The sequence below is a fragment of the Pseudomonas sp. GW821-FHT09A09 genome, assembly GCF_059418405.1.
In genome coordinates this window covers 90,155-114,265 of record NZ_JBWKPU010000019.1, presented here as the reverse complement: position 1 = coordinate 114,265, position 24,111 = coordinate 90,155, and the positions used below count along the sequence as shown (strand labels likewise).

General features: G+C 63.7%; 25 protein-coding genes. 4 read left to right on the top strand and 21 right to left on the bottom strand.

The window, feature by feature from the left end; translation table 11 throughout:
* Positions 1-245 precede the first annotated feature (245 nt).
* Positions 246-3,773 carry a hypothetical protein gene (locus tag AC07OV_RS18060; protein ID WP_495092699.1) on the top strand — a complete coding sequence of 1,176 codons (3,528 nt, stop codon included), beginning with the start codon at positions 246-248 and terminating at the stop codon, positions 3,771-3,773.
* A 177-nt stretch (positions 3,774-3,950) separates the two neighbouring features.
* Here AC07OV_RS18060 and AC07OV_RS18055 read toward each other — a convergent pair whose 3' ends face one another.
* The 13 genes from AC07OV_RS18055 to AC07OV_RS17995 form a co-directional block, all read right to left on the bottom strand.
* On the bottom strand, positions 3,951-4,997 hold the full coding sequence (locus AC07OV_RS18055; protein ID WP_176998796.1) for an EscU/YscU/HrcU family type III secretion system export apparatus switch protein: 1,047 nt from the start codon (positions 4,995-4,997) through the stop codon (positions 3,951-3,953).
* Between the two features lie 2 nt (positions 4,998-4,999).
* Positions 5,000-5,812: a type III secretion system export apparatus subunit SctT gene (sctT, locus tag AC07OV_RS18050; protein WP_176998797.1), complete on the bottom strand. Its 813-nt coding sequence runs from the start codon at positions 5,810-5,812 to the stop codon at positions 5,000-5,002.
* Between the two features lie 6 nt (positions 5,813-5,818).
* The gene (locus tag AC07OV_RS18045) at positions 5,819-6,088 is read right to left on the bottom strand and encodes an EscS/YscS/HrcS family type III secretion system export apparatus protein (RefSeq protein WP_016969171.1); all 270 of its coding nucleotides are present in this window, start codon (positions 6,086-6,088) and stop codon (positions 5,819-5,821) included.
* A 96-nt stretch (positions 6,089-6,184) separates the two neighbouring features.
* Positions 6,185-6,838 carry a type III secretion system export apparatus subunit SctR gene (gene sctR / locus AC07OV_RS18040; RefSeq protein ID WP_017137580.1) on the bottom strand — a complete coding sequence of 218 codons (654 nt, stop codon included), beginning with the start codon at positions 6,836-6,838 and terminating at the stop codon, positions 6,185-6,187.
* Positions 6,835-7,842, bottom strand: a complete 1,008-nt coding sequence (sctQ, locus tag AC07OV_RS18035) for a type III secretion system cytoplasmic ring protein SctQ (RefSeq protein ID WP_495092698.1) — start codon at positions 7,840-7,842, stop codon at positions 6,835-6,837. The genes sctR and sctQ overlap by 4 nt, the downstream gene beginning before the upstream one ends.
* Positions 7,839-8,285: a hypothetical protein gene (locus AC07OV_RS18030; RefSeq protein WP_176998799.1), complete on the bottom strand. Its 447-nt coding sequence runs from the start codon at positions 8,283-8,285 to the stop codon at positions 7,839-7,841. Before AC07OV_RS18030 ends, sctQ begins: the two co-directional genes overlap by 4 nt.
* 59 nt (positions 8,286-8,344) lie before the next feature.
* Positions 8,345-9,667, bottom strand: a complete 1,323-nt coding sequence (locus AC07OV_RS18025; protein WP_494996475.1) for a FliI/YscN family ATPase — start codon at positions 9,665-9,667, stop codon at positions 8,345-8,347.
* The gene (locus tag AC07OV_RS18020; protein ID WP_495092697.1) at positions 9,664-10,248 is read right to left on the bottom strand and encodes a FliH/SctL family protein; all 585 of its coding nucleotides are present in this window, start codon (positions 10,246-10,248) and stop codon (positions 9,664-9,666) included. Before AC07OV_RS18020 ends, AC07OV_RS18025 begins: the two co-directional genes overlap by 4 nt.
* Complete coding sequence (locus AC07OV_RS18015) at positions 10,245-10,859, bottom strand: type III secretion protein (protein WP_495092696.1); 615 nt, start codon at positions 10,857-10,859, stop codon at positions 10,245-10,247. The genes AC07OV_RS18020 and AC07OV_RS18015 overlap by 4 nt, the downstream gene beginning before the upstream one ends.
* On the bottom strand, positions 10,856-11,638 hold the full coding sequence (gene sctJ / locus AC07OV_RS18010) for a type III secretion system inner membrane ring lipoprotein SctJ (protein WP_176998803.1): 783 nt from the start codon (positions 11,636-11,638) through the stop codon (positions 10,856-10,858). Before sctJ ends, AC07OV_RS18015 begins: the two co-directional genes overlap by 4 nt.
* A gap of 4 nt (positions 11,639-11,642) precedes the next feature.
* Positions 11,643-12,077 (bottom strand): hypothetical protein, encoded by a 435-nt coding sequence (locus tag AC07OV_RS18005; protein WP_016969163.1) that lies wholly within the window; start codon positions 12,075-12,077, stop codon positions 11,643-11,645.
* A 9-nt stretch (positions 12,078-12,086) separates the two neighbouring features.
* A complete protein-coding gene (locus AC07OV_RS18000) occupies positions 12,087-12,329 on the bottom strand; it encodes a hypothetical protein (protein WP_176998805.1) in 243 nt (80 codons plus the stop codon).
* A 12-nt stretch (positions 12,330-12,341) separates the two neighbouring features.
* A complete protein-coding gene (locus AC07OV_RS17995; protein WP_176998806.1) occupies positions 12,342-12,905 on the bottom strand; it encodes a type III secretion protein in 564 nt (187 codons plus the stop codon).
* 48 nt (positions 12,906-12,953) lie between these two features.
* On the opposite strand from AC07OV_RS17995, the gene AC07OV_RS17990 reads away from it, so the two are divergent.
* Positions 12,954-13,718 carry a tetratricopeptide repeat protein gene (locus tag AC07OV_RS17990; RefSeq protein ID WP_176998807.1) on the top strand — a complete coding sequence of 255 codons (765 nt, stop codon included), beginning with the start codon at positions 12,954-12,956 and terminating at the stop codon, positions 13,716-13,718.
* A 467-nt stretch (positions 13,719-14,185) separates the two neighbouring features.
* Here the strand turns inward: AC07OV_RS17990 and AC07OV_RS17985 are convergent, their stop codons facing one another.
* From AC07OV_RS17985 to AC07OV_RS17955, 7 genes are all read right to left on the bottom strand, one after another.
* The gene (locus tag AC07OV_RS17985) at positions 14,186-14,566 is read right to left on the bottom strand and encodes a hypothetical protein (protein WP_495092695.1); all 381 of its coding nucleotides are present in this window, start codon (positions 14,564-14,566) and stop codon (positions 14,186-14,188) included.
* A 14-nt stretch (positions 14,567-14,580) separates the two neighbouring features.
* On the bottom strand, positions 14,581-15,861 hold the full coding sequence (locus AC07OV_RS17980) for a type II and III secretion system protein family protein (protein WP_495092694.1): 1,281 nt from the start codon (positions 15,859-15,861) through the stop codon (positions 14,581-14,583).
* Positions 15,858-17,996 (bottom strand): type III secretion system export apparatus subunit SctV, encoded by a 2,139-nt coding sequence (sctV, locus tag AC07OV_RS17975; protein ID WP_495092693.1) that lies wholly within the window; start codon positions 17,994-17,996, stop codon positions 15,858-15,860. Before sctV ends, AC07OV_RS17980 begins: the two co-directional genes overlap by 4 nt.
* On the bottom strand, positions 17,993-18,328 hold the full coding sequence (locus AC07OV_RS17970) for a tetratricopeptide repeat protein (RefSeq protein WP_371319385.1): 336 nt from the start codon (positions 18,326-18,328) through the stop codon (positions 17,993-17,995). The genes sctV and AC07OV_RS17970 overlap by 4 nt, the downstream gene beginning before the upstream one ends.
* Positions 18,328-18,684 carry a hypothetical protein gene (locus tag AC07OV_RS17965; protein WP_176998811.1) on the bottom strand — a complete coding sequence of 119 codons (357 nt, stop codon included), beginning with the start codon at positions 18,682-18,684 and terminating at the stop codon, positions 18,328-18,330. The genes AC07OV_RS17970 and AC07OV_RS17965 overlap by 1 nt, the downstream gene beginning before the upstream one ends.
* Before the next feature lie 64 nt (positions 18,685-18,748).
* Entirely contained in the window at positions 18,749-19,633 is an 885-nt protein-coding gene (locus AC07OV_RS17960) for a SctD/MshK family protein (RefSeq protein WP_494996468.1), read from the bottom strand.
* Positions 19,634-19,755: 122 nt separating this feature from the next.
* On the bottom strand, positions 19,756-19,917 hold the full coding sequence (locus tag AC07OV_RS17955) for a hypothetical protein (RefSeq protein WP_016969018.1): 162 nt from the start codon (positions 19,915-19,917) through the stop codon (positions 19,756-19,758).
* Between the two features lie 703 nt (positions 19,918-20,620).
* On the opposite strand from AC07OV_RS17955, the gene AC07OV_RS17950 reads away from it, so the two are divergent.
* Complete coding sequence (locus tag AC07OV_RS17950; RefSeq protein ID WP_495092692.1) at positions 20,621-21,103, top strand: winged helix-turn-helix domain-containing protein; 483 nt, start codon at positions 20,621-20,623, stop codon at positions 21,101-21,103.
* 315 nt (positions 21,104-21,418) lie between these two features.
* On the opposite strand, the gene AC07OV_RS17945 is transcribed toward AC07OV_RS17950, so the two are convergent.
* A complete protein-coding gene (locus AC07OV_RS17945) occupies positions 21,419-22,279 on the bottom strand; it encodes a Dyp-type peroxidase (RefSeq protein WP_495092691.1) in 861 nt (286 codons plus the stop codon).
* Positions 22,280-22,406: 127 nt separating this feature from the next.
* Between AC07OV_RS17945 and AC07OV_RS17940 the strand changes: the two genes are divergently transcribed.
* Positions 22,407-24,023 (top strand): NADP-dependent glyceraldehyde-3-phosphate dehydrogenase, encoded by a 1,617-nt coding sequence (locus AC07OV_RS17940; protein ID WP_495092690.1) that lies wholly within the window; start codon positions 22,407-22,409, stop codon positions 24,021-24,023.
* Positions 24,024-24,111 lie beyond the last annotated feature (88 nt).

Sequence of the window (24,111 nt, the reverse complement as noted above, 5' to 3'; positions counted from 1 at the left end):
AGCCCTTTTGGTTACTTTTGGCTGGGCCGGCATTCCGGGCTCTTTTCCAAAAGTGACCCGCTGTAAGAGCGGAACCATAAGTGGCCGTTACCCAGATAACGGATATTCCCCCCCAAGCACACCCACATGACCTCGGTATTTCACACCTGTGAAAGCTTGTGAGATCTTGCCAACAATCCCGCTTTCCCCCCCCGCCACCCCCTAGTATCAAGTCCTCGTGCGCCCCCACTCACATGGACTGAACAATGATCAACCGACCCGAAAAAGCCGCCTCGCCGCGCATCCCCGAAACCAAGGCACCGGAACGTGTGTTCGACGCCCTGCTCAACAAGGCCAAGACCTTGGCAGCCGCCGGGTCGGGCGACAAAAACTTCAAGCCCAAAGTGCTGGCCGCCCACTCCGGCGAGGCCCTGAAAAAGCCCAGCGAGATCAAGCCCGACGACTACAAGGAAGTCACCGCCCTCCCCGCCAAGCTCGACATCGACACACTCAAAGTCGTGTCCGAAGACAAGGACGCCGGCGTCATCTACTTCGAGCAAGACGGCAGCAAGTTCAAGATCACCCGCGAAGGCGCCGAGAAGGTCCAGGAAGGCTTTGACACCCTCAAGGGCCTGCACTTCGGCCACGCGGTCGCGCCGGTCAATCAGGGCGGGCCGGATGAAGGCACGCCGCTCTATGATCTGCTGCACACCCTCGCCGAAACCCAGGGCACTCCGGCCGGCAAGGAGATTCGTGAAGCCTTGGGCAACCCCGACCAGCAACTGCTGCGCGAAGACGACCCCACCGTGCGCCTGGCCAATGTGAAATCTGTGGGTGAAGCCAAGGACGGGGTGGTCAAGGTCGAGATGGAAAGCGGCCAGACCCTGGTGATTTCCGAAGCGCTCACGCCCCAGGCCTTCGCCAGTTTCAACAGCGCCGGCGTGACCAAGGCGGCCCTCGCCGAGGGCAAGGCCAAAGGGTATGAAGAGGTCACCAGCCTGCCCGGCGACCTGGATTTCAGCCAGCTCAAGGTGGTCTCCGAAGACCCCAAATCCGGCGTGATCCTCTTCGAGCACCAGGGCAAGAAGTACATGATCAGCCAGTCCGAGGCCGCCTTGCCGCAGCCCGGCGCGGACCTGAGCAACCCCAACCCCAACGCCGGCAGCAGTTTCTACAACTTCCTCCACGCGGTGCACAAAAGCGAAGGCACCCAGGCCTTCGACTACATCAAGAACGCCCAGTCCCTGCCCGGCCAGGAGCTGCTGCGCAAGGACGAGGCCAGCCTCAAGCTGGGCGATATCAGCAAGGTCGATGCGCCCATAGACGGCATCCTGGTGGTCAACGACACCGACGGCAAACTGCTGGTGGTGTCCAAGGACATCACCCCCGAAGCCTTCGCCGCCTACAGCACCAAGGGCCAAACCCTGGCCGGCATCGAAAAGGCCAAGGGCGACGGCTACAGCCTGGCCGGGCCGGATGCGTACTTGTCGTCCACCGAAGACATCATGAGCGTCGGCGGCGTGGGCGATTACGGCCCTGGTTTGATCGCCTTTACCCAGCACAAGCCGGGCGGCGCTGAAGAGAAGATCGTGGTCAGCGAAGACAGCAACCCGCAGATGTTCGAGCAGATCTCCGGCTACCGCACCGACATCGCCCAGCAGACCACCGACGTCGACAAACTGCGCGCCGACAACGGCCTGCCGCCGCTCAAGGACGTGTCGGTGGACAACCTCGCCACCACCGAAAAAGATGAGAGCGGCAACCCGCTGTCGGTGCAGGACCTGTCGATGAAAACCCTGGTGGACAGCTACCGCGCCGGGGTCAAGGACGGCAGCATCGGCAAGGACGACCCGCGCGCCAAATTCCTGCGTGCGGTGGAAGCCAAGAGCATGGCCGACAACGGCATGTCGATCATTCCCGAGCACGGCTTCGGCAACCAGGGCATCGCCACCACGCCCATCGATGTGACCTCGCGGGATGTGCGCGACAACATCTTCGACACCAAATCTATCGACAAGACCATCAGCGAGCTGCTCGGCGACTCGACCATCCAGGCCGACATCAAGAGCAACCACGACGCGGCGCTGGGCAAGGTCGACGGCGGCCAGGCCAAGGTCGATGAAGTGCACCAGAAGCTCATCGACAGCACCTCCTCGGAGAACTTCACCAAGTACATCAAGGCGCTGCAGGACGACGGCAAGACCGAACTGGCCACCCAGGAGATCCAGACCGCCTACACCGCCCTGGCGGATGTGGACCCGGCCAAGGCCGACAACTTCCTGCAGAACCTGCAGATCGACGGCTACACCGATGCCGTTGAAAAGTTGATGGACGACCCAAGCAAGATCAGCGATGACAACACCGCCCTGGCCACCCAGGACAACACCCTGGCCATCCTCTCGATGCTCAAGGGCAGCGCCGACGGCCTGCCGCGCCAGGCGCTGGGGGTGTATTCCAAGTTCGTCGACCAGTTGCTCAAGGACAAAGGCGCCGCCGCCGACTTCGGCAAGGCGATGATCTCCCTGGGCGATACCTGGCAGAAGAACGGTGTGATCAGTTTCAGCGATATCGAACACGCGGTGAGCAAGGAGATCATGCCGAGCCTCAGCGAAGAGAACCGCAGTTCGTTCGTGAAGAACCTGACCTTCCTCAAGGACAACGGCGTACTCGGCTCGGTCGGCGGCGCGATCGGCATGGGCCGTATCGTCTACCAGCTGGCGGGCCAGGGCGGCAAGTTGGCCGACACGCCGATGAAGCGCCTGGGGATCGCCAACGACTTCCTCGGTTTCCTCGGCACCGGCTCGCACTTCGCCACCCTGGGCCTGAAGGTCTATGACAAGTTGCGCGGCACCAACGCCTACAAACTGATGGGCTTCGACCGCTCGCTGCCCGACCTGTGGGCCAAGCCCGGCGAGGGTTACCACGCCCTGCCCAAGGACGCCGAGGCGGTACAGAAGAAGTACTTCGAGATCGTCGACCAGGCCATGGACGACGGCAAGGACGTGGGCAAGGTGCTCAACAGCGGCGGCTGGAGCGATGAAGGCGCGAAGAAGGTGCAGGAAGGCATCGAGAAAGGCATCGCCAGCCGCGGCGGCGTGGCCGGTGCCGGTTTTGGTGCCAAGTTCGCCAGCAGCGCTATCAAGGTGATCGGCATGGCCACCGACGTGGCCGGTGGTGTGATCAGCGTGGTGCAGGCCGCGTTCACCCTGCGCGACGGCGTGCGGGAAAAAGACCCGGTGAAAATCGCCTCCGGCTCGCTGTCCATGGCCGGCGGCGTCAGCAGCCTGGTGGCCGCCGGTGGCGGCGTGCTCACCACCCTCGGCGTCACCGGCCGCATCATCCCGTTCCTCGGCCCGGTGGGCTTCCTGATCTCCGGTGCACTGTCGTTTGTCGGCGCGATCCTCAGCACCGTGCAGTCGCACAAGCTGCACAAGATCTCGATGCAGAACTGGAACCAGATCCAGGACTTCAAGCAGGACGGCCTGCTCAAGCCCAATGGCGATGAAGCCTACGTGTGGCTGCAGACCTACTTGTCCGACTGGGGCCAGCGCGATGCCCCGCAAGACCAGAGCATCTTTGATTTCCGCAAGGAAGAATGGGATGCGCGCTCCAGCATTCGCGGCGGCGACCATCGGCGCGACCACCCGGATTACATCGGCGACGGCAACAACCGCAATTCCGAGGACTACAAGTACTCGCTCAAGCCGTCGGAGTGGACCAACGACAACCACGACATCATCTGGCGCGTGGGCGACGGCTACGGCGGGCCGTACCACGACGTCGACAACGGCTGACCACACACCACCTCCCCTGTAGGAGCCCGGGGGGGGGGGGGGGGGGGGGGGGGGGGGGGGGGGGGGGGGGATGAGGCCCTTGAGATCACTGCAATGCTCAAGGCCGCCATCGCCGGCAAGCCGGCTCCTACAAAGGGTGTTCAGGTCAGGTCCAAAAGGAGTTCGGGTGGGGGCGGGTCAGATAAGGCGCGCAGCCACGAGCCAATCCGCAACGGCCTGGAACGAGGCATCCGGCACCGGGTCGCCTGGCACGGTCTTGCGGTAGATCTCACCGGCCAGCGCCTTGTCCGGCGCGTGGGGAATGCCCAGATCGTACGCTTCCTGCAGCATCAGCAAGGCCTCTTCCGGTGATGCGCGGCACACCACCACCGGCACCGGGGTTTCCCCGCGCACATAGCGCACGCCGATCACGCAGCCGTCGGTGGTGCCGATCATCATCGACGCGCGGCTCAAGCCCAACTTGGTGGCCAAGGCCTGCATCTCGTTGCGCTGACGCCGCCGTTCGCTCTTGATCAGCGGGTCGCCGTCGATGTCCTTGCGCTCGCGCTTGGTCTCGCTGCGGGTCATCTTCATGTCGCGGCCGAACAACCAGCGCTGCATCATCACGTCCACCCCGCCCACCAGGATGAACGCGCACAGCACGGTGAACACCAACGGCTTGAGCACCAGGAAGAACGTCGACTCCATGCACTCCGCGCCACACCGCGACGACTCCATCAACGCCTGCAACGCGTGCTTGCCCACCACGTAGAAAGCAATCGCCAGCACATGCACCTTGATCAAGCCCTTGATGAACTCCACCAGGTTGCGCAGGGCAAAGATCTTCTTCATACCCTCGGCCGGGTTGATGCGCTTGAACTCAGGCTTGATCGGGTCCACCGAGAACACAAAGCCGCGCATGGTGATGATGTTGGTCAAGATCACCACGCCCGTGGTCACCGCCATTACCGGCAGGGTGATGCTGATCACCAGTTGCTCGGCATGGTCGAGCACCCGGGGCCACACGGTGGCGAAGGGTTCGATGTAGATCTGCGCGGTGAGGTCGATCAGCGCAGTGACCTGGGCCTTGGCCCGGGGCGCGAGGATCGAAATGCACAGGGTGCAGAACAGAATGACCATGCCCGACACCAGGTCCTGGCTCTTGGCGACCTGGCCTTTCTTGCGCGCGTCCTTGAGCTTTTTGTCCGTGGCCGGCTGGGACTTCTCTTCGCTGGTATCGGCCATGGCTACTCCATGCCTGCCAGGGTCTTGAGCAGCTCGACCGTGCCGCGAAATTCGGAAAGCTGGTCAAGCATCAGCGGAATCAAAAAGCCGATGTAGATCACCATCAAAATGGTAAAGAACAGGTTCTTCACCGGCAGCGACAAATCGAAGATATGCAGGTTGGGCGCCATGCGCGACAGGTAGGCGAGCATCAGGTCGGTGATCAGCAGCGAGATCAGCAACGGCGAGACCATCAGCACGCCCACGCGCATGATCTGGTCAAGGATCGACAGCACCGCCAGCAATGCCGAACTGGCAAACACCGGGGTGAACGACGTCACCGGCCATAGCTGATAGCTGTGGTAGTAGCCGTCGACCATCAGGATAAACCCGCCGGACATGAAGAACAGCGTGATCAGCATCACCGTGAGCAACGTCGCCATCACGCTGGACTCGCCGGACGACAACGGGTCCACCAGTTGCGCCATGGTCGAGCCGCGTTGCAGGTCGATCAACTCCCCCGCCACCTCGGCGGCCCAGAACGGAATGCCGAACAACAGGCCGATGAGGATGCCGATCAGAAACTCCTTGATCAGCAAGCCGGCGATAAACACGCTGCCGTGTTCGGGCATTGACGTCAGCGACTCGAACACCGGGAAAAACATCGGGATGGAAATCGCCACGGCCACACAGCCACGGATCATGCCAGTAAGGCCCAGGCGGTTGAACGCAGGGGTGATCACTACCACGCCCATGGCGCGACAGGCGGCGAGCGAGGCGGAGCTGATCACCGGGTAGGCGACCTCCAGGAACTGCGCGGTCAGGCTGGCATCCATGGGCGGTCAGCGCGTCCACATCGGGAAATTGTCCAGCACCTGGCCGCCGAGTTCCGCCACCTGGCCGGCCAGCACCGGGCCCAGGAACACGATGGTCAACAGCACCGCCACCAGCTTCACTACCTGGGGCAGCGTCTGGTCCTGGATCTGCGTCAACGCCTGGAACAGGCCCACGCTCAAACCCACGATAATCGCCACCCCCAGCGCCGGCGCAGAGAGCATCAACACCGTCATCAGCGCCTGTTTCATCAACGACAAAAATACGTCCTGGCCCATCTTCCCCCCTCAACACACACCACCCTGTAGGAGCCCGGGTTGCCGGCGATGAGGCCCTCAAGGACGCCATCGCCGGCAAGCCGGCTCCTACACGGGTTAGCCGTAACTCAGAATCAAACCGTGCATCAGGCGCGACCAGCCGCTCAGGGACACGAATAAAAAGATCTTCAGCGGGATCGAGATCAGGTTCGGCGAGACCATCGACATGCCCATCGCCATCAGCACGTTGGACACCAGCAAGTCCACCACCAGGAACGGGATGTACAGCAGGAAGCCGATCTCGAAGGCACGGGTCAGTTCCGAGCTGACGAACGCCGGGATCAGCACCACCAGGTCATCATCGCGCAAATCGGCGCGGGCTTCCGGCGACCAGATGGTCTCGGTGGCCTGCACAAAAAAGCCCCGCTCGGATTCATTGGCAAAGCGCTTCAAGTGCGCCTGCAACGGCGGGCGCAGGGCATCGCCCAGATCCTTGAGTTGCTCCACATGCTCGATGTTGAGGTCGCGCCCCTCCACCTGGCGGTACATGTCGCCAATCAGCGGCGTGGTCACGTACACCGACAGGATCAACGCGATGCCGTACAGCACCAGGTTCGGCGGCGTCTGTTGCACGCCCAAGGCGTTGCGGATCAGGAACAGCACCACCGAGATCTTCATGAAACCGGTGAGTGTCACCACCGCCAACGGGATCAGCCCGATCGTCGCAACGACCAGAATGATCTCGATCAGGTTCGGCTGATAACCGGTCATGGGGTGGCAAAACTCAACAGGCGCACGCCCAGGCCGTCACCGATTTTCACCAGTTGGCCCTGGCCGACACGCCGCCCGTTGACCATCAAGTCGACGCTGTCCACGCCGGGGGTGTTGAGCTGCAACAGGCTGCCGGCGCCCAGTTCGCGCAATTGCGCCAGGGTCAGTTCCAGGCTGCCGACCTGGCACACCAATTTCAGCGGCAGGTCATCCAGGGCCGCAGCCGCATCAACGTCACTCATCGTGTTCTCCGCATCCAAAAGGGGGGCTTTCAAGGCTTCCTGCAGGCGCAAGGCATCACCCTGGTGTTGGCAGCGCGCCTGCAAGCGGCCGTCCAGGTCGAGCAGCAAACCGCTGCCAGGTTCAAGCATCAGCACGTCGCCGGGGCGCAGGCTGCGCAGTTCGCCCAGGCTCAGCCACTGCCGGCCTGCGACCACGGCCAGGGTCTGGCGCAGGCCGGGGAGCGGGTCGGGTTCGACCTCGCTGTATTGCGTCAACAACTGCGCCACCAGCACCGCGGCGCCTTCGCTCAGATCCAGCTGTGCGCTGAAGGCCGGCCCGTTGCCGAAGCTCAGTTCCAGGGCCAGGTGCACGGCGAACGGGCGCTGGTCCAGGCCTTCGGTGGCCTCCAGCAATTGCACCGGGTGGCCGAGCAGCGGTTCGAGGGCTTCGATCAGGTCGAGCACCGCCAGCTCCAGCAGCAACGAGCGCGGCAGCGACGGCAGCGTCTGCGCGTCAAACTGCAACGCCAGCGGCGCCAAGGCCTGCTCCAGGGCGGCGGTGGGCAAACGCAGGCGCACCGGCGCACGCCCCAGCAACAGCAGCACATCGCGTGGCGCGTTGAGGGGCTGCGGCTCGGCGGCCCAGCTCACACGCAGGTCTTGCCCGGCGCAGCGCCCCTGCCAGGCACGACGGCGCCGGTGCAGTTGGTTGTGCAACGCCAGCAGCGCCGGGTCGTAGTGGGTCAGCCACGGCGACAGCGGATCGGCAAGGGCTGCAATCATGTGCCGACGCCTTCGTCGCGCAGCTCGCCCACGCGGCGCTCATCGCTTTCGCGGCCGTCCAGCAGGCTTTGCCAGGCGTCCGACTGACGCTGACGGCTCAGGCGTTCCTGGCGAAACAAGTCACGCTCACGCTCCTGGCTTTGCAGGGTGGTGGACACGTGGGTCACGTCGTTTTCCAGCTGTTGCTGGTCATCGGACAAACCGCGCAGACGGTCCTGGGCTGCCTGCCAACTGGCCACCGACAAGCCTTCGGTGAGCGACGCATACACTTGGCGCGCTTCTTCGGCGATGGCTTCTCGGTGCAGGCGCAATTGCTCCTTGGCGTCGGTCAACACGCCGTGGGTCTGTTCGCAGCGTTGCTGCTGGGCAGCCAGTTGGCTGGCGGCCCGTTGTTCACGCAGCACCCGCAGGGTTTGCAGGGTGCGCAGTTGATCGGTTTTCATCGGGTTTGCTCCTTCGTCATGCCGGCTCCTACAAAGGGTCGGTGTATGTCCTTGGGTTCTCATGCCAACACCTGGCGCATACGGGTCAGGGTCTGTTCCAGGTTACTCGGCTCATCCGCGTTCTGGCGCAGGAAGGCTTCAATCGCGGCGTGGCGGTTGATGGCTTCGTCAGCCAGAGGGTCGCTGCCGGCGGAGTACTCACCCACGCGGATCAGCATTTCGATCTCGCCATAACGCGCCATCAGCTCGCGGATGCGCATGGCCAGGCGCTTGTGCTCGGCACCGGCGACCTGTTCCATCAATCGGCTGCGGCTGCGCAGCACGTCCACCGCCGGGAAGTAGTTGCGCTGGGCCAGTTCGGCGCTGAGGGCGATGTGCCCGTCGAGAATCGAACGCGCCTCTTCGGCCACCGGGTCGCTGGCGGCATCGCCTTCGGTGAGCACGGTATACAACGCGGTGATGCTGCCGGTCGGCCCGGGGCCAGCGCGTTCCAGCAGGCGCGGCAAGGCCGAGAAGAAGGACGGCGGGTAACCGCGACGGGTCGGCGGTTCACCCACTGCCAGGCCGATTTCGCGCTGGGCCCGGGCGAAACGGGTGAGGCTGTCCATCAGCAACAGCACGTTGCGGCCCTGATCGCGGTGATATTCGGCCAGGGTGGTGGCGACAAATGCTGCCCGCACACGCTCGGCGGCCGGGCGATCCGACGTCGCGACCACCGCCACCGTGCGCGCCCGCGCCTTGGCATCCAGTTGCACGTCGAGCAGTTCACGCACTTCCCTGCCCCGCTCGCCGATCAGGCCGATCACAATCACATCGGCCTCACTGTTGCGAATAATGCTGGCCAACAACGACGACTTGCCCACGCCCGGCTCGCCAAAGATGCCCATGCGTTGGCCCTGGGCCAGGGTCAGCAAGCCGTCTATGGAGCGGATCCCCAGCGCCATCGAACGTACGATCAGTTGCCGGGAAAACGGCGCAGGGGGTTCGGCGTGCAACGGGTAATGCTGCAAAGCCAGGGTTGGCGCCAGCCCGTCACCGTCGAGAAAATCGCCCATGGGGCTGATCACTCGACCCAGCTGTGCATCGCCCACGGCGACGCCCAGGGTTTCGCCGGTGGCGGTGATTTGCGTGCGGGTCGACAGGCCTTCCATGGAGCCGATGGGCGACAGGATCGCCTCGTCGCCATCAAAGCCGATCACCTCGGCACTCAGGCTGCGGCCGCTGCCCGGGTCACGCAGCTGGCACAACTCACCGATGCTCGCCCCGGCCACACTGGCGCGCAACAGCACACCCCGGATGCTCAACACGGTGCCGTGCATCGGCCGCAGGCGGGCCTGGGCCAAGCGCTCGTGCAGGCGCGGCAACAGATGCTGCAGGTTCATGCCACACCTTCTTCGGCAAACGGCAGCAGGCTGCGGCGCAGGTTCTGCAACTGGGCTTCAAGGCCCAACTCGACGGAACCCGCCGGGCTATTGAGACGGGCCTGGCCGGCGCCCAGTTGCTCATCGGCGTCCACGGCAATCGCCAGGCCTTCGGACTTGAGACGTTGACGCAGGCTATCGACGTCGGCGGGCGGCACCCACAGGGTCAGCGCCTGGTCCTGGCGGAACGCGCTCAGTGCCTGGCGGGTGCAGCGCGCGATACGCTCGGCGTTGTCCAGCTCACCCAGCACTTCGCGCACGATGCCCAAGGCCAGGTCGGCCAGCGACGCCTCCAGGCCACTCAAGTAGTGCTGCACCTGGGATTGAGTGTCTACCAGCAGTTGCGCCACGTGCTCGGCACCCTCCAGGCGTGCGCTTTCAAAGCCTTCGGCACGGGCGGCTTGCAGCCATTGGTCGCTGTCGGCCTTGACCTGTTGCGCTTGCTCCTTGGCCGCTTGCAGAAACGCAAAGCCTTCAGTCCACAACGCCGCTTCTTCGGCCCGCAGGATGCGCGCCGTGGGCCGGCTCGGTAATTCACTCATGGGGTGGTGTCCTCGGCAGCCAGGCACGCAGCGGCGGCCTGCACGATTTCCAGGTCGCGGGGCAACCGGGCGCTCTGACCCTGGGGGAAGACAAAGCGCAAACGCAGCCAGCCTTGCAGGTCTGCCTGCTGGGCGTGCAACCAGGCGGCTACGCAGCCCTGGCCGTCGCGGTCGATGGCGTCGATCAGCTCGCCGGGGTCGCGCAGCAAATCCGCCGCACCGCCCAGTTGGCGCAATGCCAAGGCCTGGCTGAACACATCAGCGCCGAGGCCTTCGCGCAGTTCGTTGACCACGTCGCGGCGAATTTCGCGGCTCAAGGTCGAGGCGTGCCAGATGGCGCCGCACAACCTCGGCAAGCGCGCGAACTGCGCGGGCGACAACAGCAGCACCGGCAAATCGGCGGCCAGGGGCGTCACCAGCTGGTCCAGCGGGGCCAATTGATAATGGCTCACCAGCAACTGTTCCAGGCGCTGGCGAAACCGCGGCTGGCGGTGCATGGCGTGCAGCACCTCGTCCGGCAGCTCAGCGGCAAAACACGCGCCCAGGCTGGGCCCGCGCACAAACTGCAACGGCTCGGCGATCAGTCCTTGCCAACGTTCAAACACGCTCATTCACCCTCCTTGAGTACATACAACGCCTGGGCCTGGCGCCTTGCCCATTGCTGGCGAGCCAACACACCGAGGGCGCCAAGGGCGATCAGCAACAGGCCGCCGAACATCAGGCGCGCCTGGGGCAGGTTGTCTTCCAGCAACCACAGCCCCATGAAGCGCGCCAACCTTGGCTGCGCGGGGTTCTGGCTGATGGCGACGGCCGCTTTGATCGCCGTGACCGACACGCCGTCGTAGCTCAGGCCGGAGATGCCGTTGGCCACCAGGGTCTTGATCTGAGGGATCAGGGTGTTGATGTCGGTGCCCGGGTCATAGCGCACCAGCACCGAGGCCGACGACGGCGAAATCACGCGCTTGAGCAAGTCGTTGTCCGGCAGCACCACGTGCACCCGCGCCGCCACGATGCCGTCGATCTGCGACACCGAATGCGACAGTTCTTCACTCAGCGCATAGATCATCTGCGCCCGTTCCTGCACCGGCGACGACACCAGGCCGTTGCCCTTGAACACCTCGCCCATATTGGAAAAGCTCTGCTGCGGCAGGCCGGCGTTGTCGAGCAGGGTCATGGCTTCGGCGAAGCGTTCTTCGTCGACCACCACCTTGAGTTGGCCGTTGTCCTGGGTCTTGCGTTCCGCCGGGATGCCACCGCGCAGCAGCACCGCGACCATGGCGTTGGCGTCGCGCTCGCTGAGGTTGGTATAGAGGTCGGTGTTGCACGCCTGCAACAGGCTGGCCAGCAGGCCGATCAGCAACAGGCGCAGGGCGCGGTTTGGGCTTGGCATGGCGTTATTGACCCTTGAGCAGCGTGTTGGCGGAACCGGAAATCTGCGTCGCACCGCGCACCACCATCTGGGTTTCGATGGAGTAGTCGAACATCTTGCCCAGGGAGTGGACGATCTGGTCGACCTGTTGCTCGCCGACTTTCTTGCCCGGCTCGCCCTGGGGCGAAGCACTGGCCGTACGAATTTCCGCCGAGGCCGGAGGCGGCGCCGACGGGTTATTGGTGAGTACGTCGGCACGCTCGGAAAACGCCCGCGTGCGGTCGATAAAACTGTTCATGCGCTCCATCAGGCCCGAGCCGATCTGGTGAGGGCTCGCGCCTTCGGGCATGCCCTTGGCGGTATTGGCCATGTGCTCGAACAGATTCTGCGAGGCCCCTGCGGGCCCCGCGCCAGCGGACGGCGGCAAGGCCGAAGCGCCAGCGGCGAGACTGATAGTCATAAGGGTTACCTACTCGTCGTCGTCATCGGACATGGCGTCGTTCAGCAGTTCCTGCATCTTCGGCATGATGATGAACTGACCGCCGATGGTGACTGCCTGGGTGATCAGCGCATCGTTGAATTCGGCATCGCTGGTGTCGGAGGTGTCGGCCGGTTTATCGGCAGCCTTGGCGTTGTTCACCGCGGCATTGAACTTGGCTTCGGGGCTTGGGCCACCGGTGCCGGGCGTACTGTCGATCGGGGTAACGGACATGGTGCTGCTCCTTTACTGGGTTGGGGTTTCGGTACTGACTTGCGCGCCACGGAACACCCGCACACCGCGCTCGCGCGCCACCGGGGCGGCCACGACCTTGGGTTGCAGGTGATCCACATGCTGCTGCACCAACGCCAGGTACGGCGGTGGGCCGGACACGAACACTTCATCGCCCTCGGGGCCATTGCGCATCGACAGCTGCTGGCCGAACACATCCAGGCTGTTGAGGTAGGCCTGCAACTGGTCCAGGTTCAGGGCGCTGGCCTTGAACAGCTTGGTGGTGATCTCGTCGCTGGTATTGAGGTACAGCAGGTTGCCGTCGAAGTACCAGGTCAGGCCGTTGGTGCTGCACAGGGTCTGCAGGAACTCACCGGCGGTGGCCGCGCGAATCGTGCTGCGGGCCTTGCCGCGCACCTTGTCGGAGAGCACCAGTGGCACGTCGAGGTTGTGGCCGAATTCTTCCAGGGCGCTGCGCACATCCTGGTCAACCAGCACGTAGGCGTACGGCTGGGAGAACCATGCCGGCTCTTCGGCAGCGCGGGCGAAACTGCTGCCGAACAGGCATAGGACGGCCATCAAAAATATGCTTACATGGCGTCCGCCTTCGCCCAACGAGTCGTGACGATGTCCAAGAATTTCCTGCTCGCCAGTACCCTGCTTTTGGCTGCCTGCTCCAGCAAACCTGCGACCGATTCCGACAAGTCGCTGCAACTGGCCAATGACCTGAGCAAACGCGGCGACTACGCCAGCGCGGCGGCGCTGTACGAACGTGCCACTGCGCAACCGGGAGCCGGCATCGACCTGTGGCTCAAGCTCGGCCAGGCCAAACTCGACGCCAAGGACGCGCTCGGCGCCGAACGCGCCTTCCAGCAAGCCCTGGGCTTCGACGCCCGCAACGCCGACGCCCTGCTTGGCCTGGGTACCGCGCAATTGCAATTGGGCAAGACCCAGCGCGCCGTCACGGCTCTGAGCCAAGCCGCAGACCTCGGCGGCTTGCCGGTGGCCTACACCCGCCTGGGTGTCGCGCAAGTCCTCAATGGCCAGGCCGCCGCGGCGCAAACCGCTTTCGCCAAGAGCCTGAGCCTCAAGCCCGATGACCTCGACAACCGCTGCAACCTGGCCCTGGCCTACGCCCTCGGTGGGCAATCGCAACAAGCGCTGGACGCCATCGCCCCCGTCACCCAATCCCCCCGCGCCCTGCCCCGGCATCAGCGCAATGTGCTGTTGGTGATGGTGTTGGCCGGGTACGAACAGCGCGTTGCCACGCTGCCGCTGGACGATATCCCCGCTGCCGAGCGTGAGCGATTGGTGACGGAAGCGAAACGCATCAAAGCCATCAGCGACCCGGTGGCGCAAGCAAAAGAGCTGGGGTTGGTAGCCCCCAACTGACACAACACAAAGTTGCTTTTGATCTGGCTCTTGATCTGCTTTTGATCTCAATCGCCCCATAAAACCACGCTGGCCGAACGCAGGTTTGAATCCGTGGGTAACCCGGCAGGACGCCGGGTTAGCCGTCCTGGGCCAGGGATGGCCCATGACGGCGGCCCACGGATTCAAGCCTGCGTTCGGGCACACCGAGCCTAGGCGAGGTGCCGAGTGGTGGGGCGAGGACCTTTTGGTTACTTTTGGGTCCTTCCAAAAGTGACCCGCTGTAAGAGCGGAACCATAAGCCGCCGTTACCGCAGCAACGGATATGCACACAGACATACCGCTATCGCTGGCAAGCCAGCTCCCACAATTGGAATGCAGGGTGTCAGGTAGGGTTGGGGTGGCTGGATAGGCGCCATCGCTGGCAAGCCAGCTCCTACAGTTGGGATGTGGGGAATCAGAGAGATACCGGGTGCCAGTGAAGGAGGTCATTGTTGGCCCCCCGCTGCACCAGCCTTGGCCTCTTGCTGATCCTTGCGCCGCTGCAACTGCTCACGATCAAACCCCTCGATATACACCTGCGCCGCCCGCCCAACCGGCGCCGCCATGGCCGGGCCCGTCGCACGGCCCTGGGTCAGGTCCTGCTTGCGCTCGACCATCTGCATCAAATTCAAATTATTCGCACACCCCAACGCCAGGGTCGGCTTGAAATCCTCACCCAAGCCGATGGTGTCCGTCGCCGGCGGCTGCTGACATTGGGTCGGCAAACCATCCGCCCGGTATTCAGGGGAGTAATACACCGGCGCCAAGTGGGTCTGGCAGCCCATCAGCGCCAGGGGCAACAGCATCAACACACGCAAAGCAGTCATCGCAGGCCCCCTCATCAATTCATGTAGAAACCGAACGCCCCGCCGCTGCGCGGTCCGGTGGCCGCTGCGGTAGCCGGTTGTGCGTCCAGGGGCGTGGCGAGGGTGCGACCGCGCACCGGCTCCACGAGGTAAGGCGTGATCAGAATCACCAGTTCGGTTTCATTGCGCTGGAAGCGCTTGGAGCGGAACAGGTTGCCCAGGATCGGCAGGTCGCCCAGCAACGGCAGTTTCTCGATGTCCTGGCTGCTTTCACGCTGGAACAGACCGGCGATGGCAAAGGTCTGCCCGCTGCCGACTTCCACCCGGGTATCGGCACGGCGCACGCTGAAGGACGGCACGTGGAAGTTGCCGAAATCCACGGTGCCGCCGCTGACCACGCTGCTGACTTCGGGGCGTACTTGCAGGGCGATGCGGCCGTTGGGCAGCAAGGTCGGGTTGAACAGCAGCGACACCCCGAACGACTTGTATTCGATGCCCACCAGGTCACGGTTGACCGGCACCGGGATCGCCACCTCGCCACCGGCGAGGAAGCTGGCGGTCTGGCCGGTCATGGCGGTGATGTTCGGCTCGGCGAGGATCTGCAGAATGCCGTTGGCCTGCAGCGCGTCGAGCATGCCGTCGATGTTCACATTGCCGGAGCCGGTGCCCGCCGTCGCCAGGCCACCGGCCGTCGCGGCCGCCAACGGGCCACCGGTGATCAGGCCGAACGAGAACGTGCCGTTGTTGAACATCGCGTTCCAGTTCACGCCGTAATGCAGCAGTTCCGAGCGCGACACTTCGGCAAACCGTACGCGCAGGTTCACCTGGGCGGCGCCGGTGTATTCGGTGGTGTTGATCGCACTTTGAAAGCCCTGGCCCTGGGGGTTGAGCAGCGCATTAAGGTCGGTGGCTTCAGCGACAGAGCCAACGGTGCCCTTGGCGATCAGGCGGTTACCGGCACCCGTGATCTGCGCGCCATTGCCGGGGTGCAGTTCCTGCATCGGTGCCGTCACCGCCTGGGTGCCACTGCTGACCGACAAGGTCAGGCTGGCAATCTGTTTACCGTCGTTGCCCAAGGCAATCAGGCTGGTATTGCCCGGTGCCTTGCCGAAGATGTAGAGCGTGCCGGGTGACACCACTTGCAGGTCGGCCACGTTCGGCTCGGCCACCAGCACCGAATCAACCGGTGCCACAAAGTGCAGGATGCGCCCTTCACCGGACGCCAGGTTGAGGGTGCCCCCGGCGCCGGCGGCAATTTCCTGGGCCTGACTGGCAGTGCAAATCAACGCGAACAACAGCACACAAAAACGCATCATGAGGCAGACGCCAGGGAAGTGACGGAAGCCGCGGCAGGCGCGCGACGGTTGGAGATATCGGTGAGGCTGATGGTCACCAGCGCTTGCAGGTTGTACTCGGTGGCCAGCTCGCGGAACGACAACACCGCCAGGTCCAATTCGCCGCGCAGCACCAGGCGACGCAGGCTGCGGCGCAGTTCCGGGTGCACCAGCAATACCGCGCTGTTGACCTCGCGGGTGTTCTCGCAGGCCTGGCGCAACTGGGCGAGCAAGGCGCGGCTGATGTCTTCCGGGATCAATTCACGCTGCGGCTCCTGGCGGCGCAGGGATGCGCGCAACTGGTCTTCCAGGCCCGGCGCCAAGACCAATGCACCGATGACGCGGTTGCGGTCGGCGTACTGATGGCTGATCTGACGCGCCAGTGCGGCACGCAGGTGTTCGGTCAGGCGCCCGGCGTCGGTTTCGCGAGCGCCCCACTCCACCATGGCTTCGAGCAACGCACGCTGGTTGCGGATCGACACGCCTTCGCCCACCAGCAAGCGCAGGGTTTCGGCCACCCGCTGCAGGGGCACCAGGCGCAAGGCTTCCTTGACCAGTTCGCCGTAGGTGGCTTCGGTGCGTTCCAGCAGCAAGCGGGTTTCCTGGATACCGAGGAAGTCAGCGGCGTAGCGGCGCAGGCTGCGTTCGAGCACACCGCGCAGCACTTCATCAGGTAGCAGGAAACCGATGCCGGCGTTGCGCAAGGTGTCTTCGTGCTGGCGCTCGATCCAGTGCGCGCCGCGGCCGTTGAGCGGCGAGTCGGCCTGCTCGGTGGCGATGTCCAGCAACTGCACATGCACCGGGTCGTCCTGCAGCAGCAGGCAGTTGATCGGCAACTCGCCTTCGCTCACCGGCACGCCTTCCAGGGACACGCGGAAGCTGCCGGGCGTGGCCTTGGCTTCCATGTAGATGCCTGGCACCGGCACATCCACGCCCAGGTCGGTGCGAATGTCGTGACACAACGCCTCGACCCGCTGGCGCAGCAACTGGCGCGGCGCACTCTGGGACAAGCCGCTGCCAAGGGTCAGCAGCACGCGGGTGTCGGGCAGCAGGTTGTCATCCAGTTCGGCTTGCACGTCAACCACCGGCTCCGGCAGCTCGGCCAGCACCTGAACCTCGTCCTCGGGCTGGCGGTTATGGCGGCGATACATCATGAACGCTGCGCCACCAAACACCGCCGACAAGCCGATAAACACCCACGTCGGGAAGCCCGGCAACAGGCTCACGCCGATCATGATCAGCGCGGTCAACCCCAGCGCACGGTAGCTGGCGCCGAGTTGCTTGATGATCTCGCTGCCCAGGTCGCCGGCTTCGCCGTCGCTGTTCACACGGGTCACCACCGTGCCCGCCGCCACCGAAATCAGCAGCGCCGGGATCTGTGCGATCAGGCCGTCACCCACGGTCAACAGCGAGTAGGTGTGCACCGCGACGCCAAAGGGCATGTCGCGCTCGATCATGCCGATCAGCATGCCGCCCAGCAGGTTGACCGCCAGGATCACCAGGCCGGCGATGGCATCGCCTTTGACGAATTTCATGGCGCCGTCCATCGCGCCGAACATCTGGCTTTCACGCTCCAGGCGCGAACGACGACGACGGGCTTCGGCCTGGTCGATATCGCCGTTGCGCAGGTCGTTGTCGATGCTCATCTGTTTGCCGGGCATCGCGTCCAGGGTGAAGCGCGCGGCCACTTCCGCCACGCGCTCGGCGCCCTTGGTGATCACCACGAACTGCGCCACGGTGATGATCAGGAACACCACCATGCCCACCACCACTTGGCCTGCGATCACGAAGTCGCCGAAGGCCTTGACGATGTGGCCGGCGTCGCCGTGCAGCAGGATCAAGCGTGTGGTGGTGATCGACAGCGACAAGCGGAACAGCGTGCTGAGCAGGATCAGCGGCGGCAGCGCGGAGAACTCCACGGAATGGCCGATGTAGAACGCGACGATCAGGATCAGGATGCTCAGGGCAATGTTGAGACCAATCAGCGCATCCACCAGGTAGGTGGGCAGCGGGATGATCATCATCACAATCGCCATCAGCATAAAGGCGACAATGATCACGTCGGTGCGCTGCGCAGCGAGGCGCGCCAGGTTGTTCAGGCGGTTGAGTGCACTCATGCTCCGGCCCTGCGTGCGGCCAGGTAGCGTTTGAAGCATTGGCGCGCCTCGTCCTTGCGCTCGCCGTACCACAGCGCACGGGCGCGCAGCAGCAACAGGCTGGCGGACTCGCCTTCCAGGGCGACCAGACGGTCCAGGGCACCCAACGCACGGGTGGCATCGCCGCTGTCGGTGAAGGCCAGCACCAGCGAACGCAGCAGCACGCCGTCCTGGGGCGCGACACTGACGGCGATCAGCAACATCACCAGGGCGCGCTGGGACTGGCCATTGCGCCGGTACAGCTCGCCAATGCCCTTGAGCAGTTGCACGGCGTCGTCGTTATCGCGGGCCATCAGGCATGTACCTCCGAGCGTTGCTGTTCGAGGTTGCGGCGCATCTCGATCTCTTCGCCGATCAACTCGGTGGCCAGTTCCTTAATGTGCGGCTCGGCGTCCAGGGTCGGCAGGATGTGTTCCATCACGTGCTCCAGCAGCTCCAGGGAACGTGCGCTGCCAAACAGCAGCGAGTCGACGCCGGCGGCGCTGGTGAGTTCTTCAAGGTCACTGCGCAGGGAGCGGCGTGTCTGGGTCTTGCGGGTCTTGAGGACCGCTTCGAATGCGGTCGCCTGGCGCGAACTGACCGGGCGAATGGCTTCGACCGGCGCGCTGCGTACGTCACTTTGGATGAGCGGGCGGGGTTCGACTTTCATGCATGGGCTCGTATTGGGCGTAGGGCGCTCCTACGATTGGATCGTGTGCATTCCATGGACGTGCTCATAACGTGAAGGTAAAGCGCTCCTCGCCTCGGGCGAGAATCACTTGGTTGTTCTCGATGCGCTCCAGCACCCAGTTGTCCGCCAGTGCCGCGCCGGGGTACAGGCGCTTGCCGCTGTCGTTGATCACATAAGGGTTGGTGCCGAACCACACGGCCTGGAACCGCACACGCGGCCGCGCAGCATCCGCGCGCGCGGTGACCCGGGGGTTGAGTACCACTTGCTGGCCGTAACGCTGGTCAAAGGCTTGTTGCAAGGCCAGCCACTGCGGTTTCTGGGACTGCTCGAAGGTGCCCACGGCGCTGAGCTGACCGTTGCCGTTGCTGACCTTGATGCCGTCCAGACGGGCTGCCAGCAATTGCTGTTCAAGCCAGGTTTTGGCCTGCTCGCGGGAAGGTTTTTTCACGGCCGGCGTCTCGGCCACGGCGGCTGCGGGAATCAGCGGTGCTTCGCTGCGAAACGCCAACGCGCCCGCGCAGATGAACAGCAACGCCGTGGCGACGATCCACGGCGTCCACTTGCGCGGTGCGGCCACAGGCTGTTCTGCGCCCGCCGGCAGTGCCAGGCTCACGCCTGCCGCGCCAATACGCAGTTGCAAGGGCAGCCGCGCGCGATGGCCACTGCCTTGGGGAATACGCACCAGACCGGCGATCAGCACCTCACCACCCAGGGCCTCGACCGCCACGTGCCCGCCTTCAAAACGCAGGCGCAGGTGCAGGCCGGCAATGCCGGGATCGCTGAGTACAAGATCGGCCGCCAGGTCGGCGCCGATGGTATAGACCGGCTGGTCGAGCACCAGGGAACTGCCCTGGTGCAAACCACCGGTCACTGTCAGGGTCGGCGCGCCAATACCGGCGACCGGACCCAAAGAAATCAAGGCTGTCATGTTCGGGTTTGCCCCCTTGAGAATCACAGGCCGCAGGCACGCCTGTGCCGATCAACAACGGTGCAACGGGGTCAACAATCAGGAGGTAAACGGGCAGCGCCGGCGCCGCCCGTTTTGGCGAATCAGTTCTGCGGACGCTGTTTGGTGGCGTCGAGCTCCGCTTTTTTCGCGGTGCTGATTTCGGTGATCTTGGCCGACTTCTCGATAGCCATGTTGAAGGTCGCTTCCATCTTCGCGATAGCGTCGTCGGCGCCGCCTGCTTTTACTGGTGGGACATCAGCCATGTTCATCTCCTTGCATCGATAGGGAAGTTATTCAGTTGCGCAACAGCAAACTGAAAGTATGCAAACCGGTGAATGCCCAAAACGTCAGACAGTGAGCTTTCGAACCGCCGTTGGTTTGCATGGGATCCATACTACTCAGGATCAAAACGCCTTCGCTGTGAAAGCTTGTGAAACGTTTCAGATACAGCGTGTGAAAGGTTTGGCTCAACGTTGCGTTGAGAAAAACTCACCAGACCAGGGTCATGGAACTTTTATAAAAAATTCAAGACACGCCAGAACCCCCTGTTTACGGGGCTCTCACTCTGACTCATCGAGCCTTGCTGCCCAGCAAACCTGCACCGAAGTGACTGATAGGTCACACCTTCACAACTTTTTTCGGGACAACTTCACATTTTTCGCTAATAGCCTTTTGCCCAACTTCCCAGATATTTCCATTTGTAACAAAAGCGACTTAATGATCGCGTTTGATAGCTCGGCGCGAGTGACCTTAAATCTCGTGGGCAACTAATTTTTCCAAGCAAATTAGTACAGTTGCACTAATAGCCAAAACCCTTAGTTCGCAGGCGCCGCTATATGAAAGAACTTCCAGGTGTTCCATGACTGCACATTCGATCCCTGCAATCACTACCTGACCCTCCCCTGCAACCCGGCGCAAAAGGGAGCCGCACCGGGCTGTGATTCCAACGCATAAAGGTTAAATGACATGACGTACCCGACCCGCAGCTACCTCACCGATGACGCTTCCTTCGAGATCCACTTCGGCCCGTTTCGCCTGCTGCCCCAACGTCATCTGCTGCTCAAGCACGGGCAACCCGTGGCGTTGGGCAGCCGTGCCCTGACCTTGCTTATCGCCCTCGCCTCACGGCCCGGCAAACTGCTGGAGAAAACCGAACTGCTCGACATCGCCTGGCCAAAACTGGTGGTGGAAGAATGCAACCTGCGCACGCAGATCAAGACACTGCGGCGTGCCCTCGACGACGATGATTCGTTCTACATCGCCACGGCGCCGGGCCAGGGCTACCGTTTTGTGGCGCCGACGTGGTTCGAGCAGGCGCCTGCGCCCAAGCCCGTGGTCAAGGAGCCGGTGGTGCTGGGGGTGTATGGCTGCCGCCACTGCCGGGGCGCCGGGATGATGCCGCTGTTTGCGCAGCGCCAGGCGGCGCACAGGGATATGCAGAACAACTGATCGAGAGGATGGGGGGCACGACGCACCCACTGTAGGAGCCGGCTTGCCGGCGATCGCGGTCTATCCGTTGCAGCGATGCAAGCTGACGCATCGCCATCGCTGGCAAGCCAGCGCCTACAGGTTTGGCGCTGTGGCGCATATCCATGGTAGGAGCTGGCTTGCCGGCGATCGCGGTCTATCCGTTGCAGCGATGCAAGCTGACGCATCGCCATCGCTGGCAAGCCAGCGCCTGCAGGTTTGGTGCTGTGGCGCATATCCATGGTAGGAGCTGGCTTGCCGGCGATGCAGGCGGCTCGGTATGTCAGGTAGATGGAGCTACGCGAGTGCGCTCAGGTCCAGGTGCCCGGCCTTGATCGGCGGGCACCAGTAGTAGCCACCGGTCAGCGGTGTGCTGATGCGGTACAGGCCATCGACAATCCCGTCTTCCAGCCCGCTCATGCGGCGCAGTTGTGCTTCGAACGCGTCGAAGGAATGGCCAAACGCGAGGAACATCAACCCCGCCTGGCCGTTCTCGGCCCATGGCATCGAACGGCGCACCACGAAGGCTTCCGGGGTGAAGCTTTCCTGGGCGGTGCGCTTGGTGTGGGCGGACGCCGGGGCGTCGTCCAGTTCTTCGTTGTCGCCATGGCGACGACCGATGATGTGGTCGCGCTCCTGGGCTGGCAGCGCGGCAAAACCGTCAAGATCGTGTTGCCACTGCTGGATCGCGGCGAAGCTGGCGCCGCTGTCGGTCAGGGCGGCTTCGACGGCGGCGTCGTCGTGGGGGTTTTCGGTGCCGTCTTCGTAATCGGTCAGGTCAAAGCCGGTCTTGTAGCGGAAACCTTCGGTCATCTGCACCAGGCGAAACGCCGGGGCCAGGGCTTTTTCAAACGCGCGGCTGCGCAGCAGCAGTTCACCGCGATCCACACCGTGCAACCACACCCACAACGCCTGCTGCGTCGACGGGTTGTGCGCGCCCGGGCCGCTGACGGCCGGGAATGGGCGCAGGCCATCAATGTGAACACCCAAAGCGTTGACCAGCGGCTCACCGAAACCGACCACCACCGCCGAATCGGTCAACTGCACCAGTGCGTCCAGCGCTGCGGGCACGGCGGCCAGGCTTTCCACGGCAAAAAACAGATGGCGTGCCTGCAACGGCACCGGTGCGGCAAGAATGCCCGGCTGGTACTGACTCATGTGAACTCCTTCTGAAAAGCCGCGCAGTTTACCCGCAGGCGTAGAAGAAAGCGCGCAAGCCTTGCCATAGAGCCTGTTGTTGGGTGACTCTCTAGTCATGTTTTGCAACTATTCCAGGGGTAGCGACATGACCACCAGCAACCTGCTCGCCCAGCTGTTTCCCGCCACCGCCGCCGAGATTCCCGCGCAATTCCAGCTTGGGGCGCCCATTGAACAACGGGATTACCTGGTCGATGGCCAGTTGCACGTGTGGAACGGTCCCTTGGCCCGGGTACAAAGCCCGGTGCAGTTCGGTGAAGAACGCGTGCACATTGGCAGCACGCCGCTGCTGGACGCCGAAACCGCCCTCACCGCCCTGGACGCCGCCGTGCGCGCTTACGACCGGGGCCAGGGTGAATGGCCGACGATGCGCGTGGCTGATCGGATCCAGCATGTAGAAGCGTTTTTGCGGCGCATGCGCGAGCAGCGCGAAGCGGTGGTCAAGCTGCTGATGTGGGAGATCGGCAAGAACCTCAAAGACTCGCAAAAAGAATTCGACCGCACCTGCGACTACATCACCGACACCATCAACGCCCTCAAGGAACTCGACCGCCGCAGCAGCCGTTTCGAGCTGGAACAGGACACCCTCGGCCAGATCCGCCGCGTGCCCCTGGGCGTGGCGTTGTGCATGGGCCCCTACAACTACCCGCTCAACGAAACCTTCACCACGCTGATCCCGGCGCTGATCATGGGCAACACCGTGGTGTTCAAGCCGGCCAAGCTTGGCGTGTTGCTCATCCGCCCGTTGCTGGAGGCGTTCCGCGACAGCTTCCCGGCCGGGGTGATCAACGTGATCTACGGCAGCGGCCGCGAAACCGTCAGCGCGCTGATGGCCAGCGGCAAGATCGATATCTTTGCGTTCATCGGCACCAACAAGGCCGCCAGCGACCTGAAAAAGCTGCACCCCAAGCCACACCGTTTGCGTGCTGCCCTGGGCCTGGACGCGAAAAACCCTGGCATCGTGCTGCCTGAAGTGGACCTGGACAACGCGGTGAGCGAAGCCGTCACCGGTTCGCTGTCGTTCAACGGCCAGCGTTGCACGGCGTTGAAAATCCTGTTTGTGCATGAAGCCGTGGTCGACAGTTTTATCGACAAATTCAACAAGAAGGTGGCCACGCTCAAACCCGGCATGCCGTGGGAAGACGGCGTGGCGCTGACGCCCTTGCCCGAAGTGGGCAAGGTGGATTACCTCAATGGGCTGGTGGCGGATGCCGCGCAGCACGGCGCCAAGGTGGTGAATGAGCACGGCGCCGAGAGCCGTGGGTCGTTCTTCTACCCGGCGGTGCTGTACCCGGTGAATCCGCAGATGCGCGTGTACCACGAAGAGCAGTTCGGCCCGGTGGTGCCGATCGTGCCGTACCGCGACCTGGAAACCGTGATCGAGTACGTGCTGGACTCGGACTTCGGTCAACAGCTGAGTCTCTTCGGCACGAACGCCGTGGAAGTCGGGCGCCTGGTCGATACCTTCGCCAACCAGGTCGGCCGCATCAACATCAACGCCCAGTGCCAGCGCGGGCCGGACACCTTCCCGTTCAACGGGCGCAAGAATTCGGCCGAGGGGACGTTGTCGGTGCATGACGCGTTGCGGGTGTTCTCGATCCGCACACTGGTGGCGACCAAGTTCCAGGAGAGCAACAAGGCGCTGGTCAGCGACATCCTGCGCAACCGCGATTCGAGCTTCCTGACTACCGACTACATTTTCTGACACTCCCCCTGTAGGAGCCGGGGGGGGGGGGGGGGGGGGGGGGGGGGGAGGGGGGGGGGGGGGGAGGGGGGGGGGGGGGGGGGGGGGG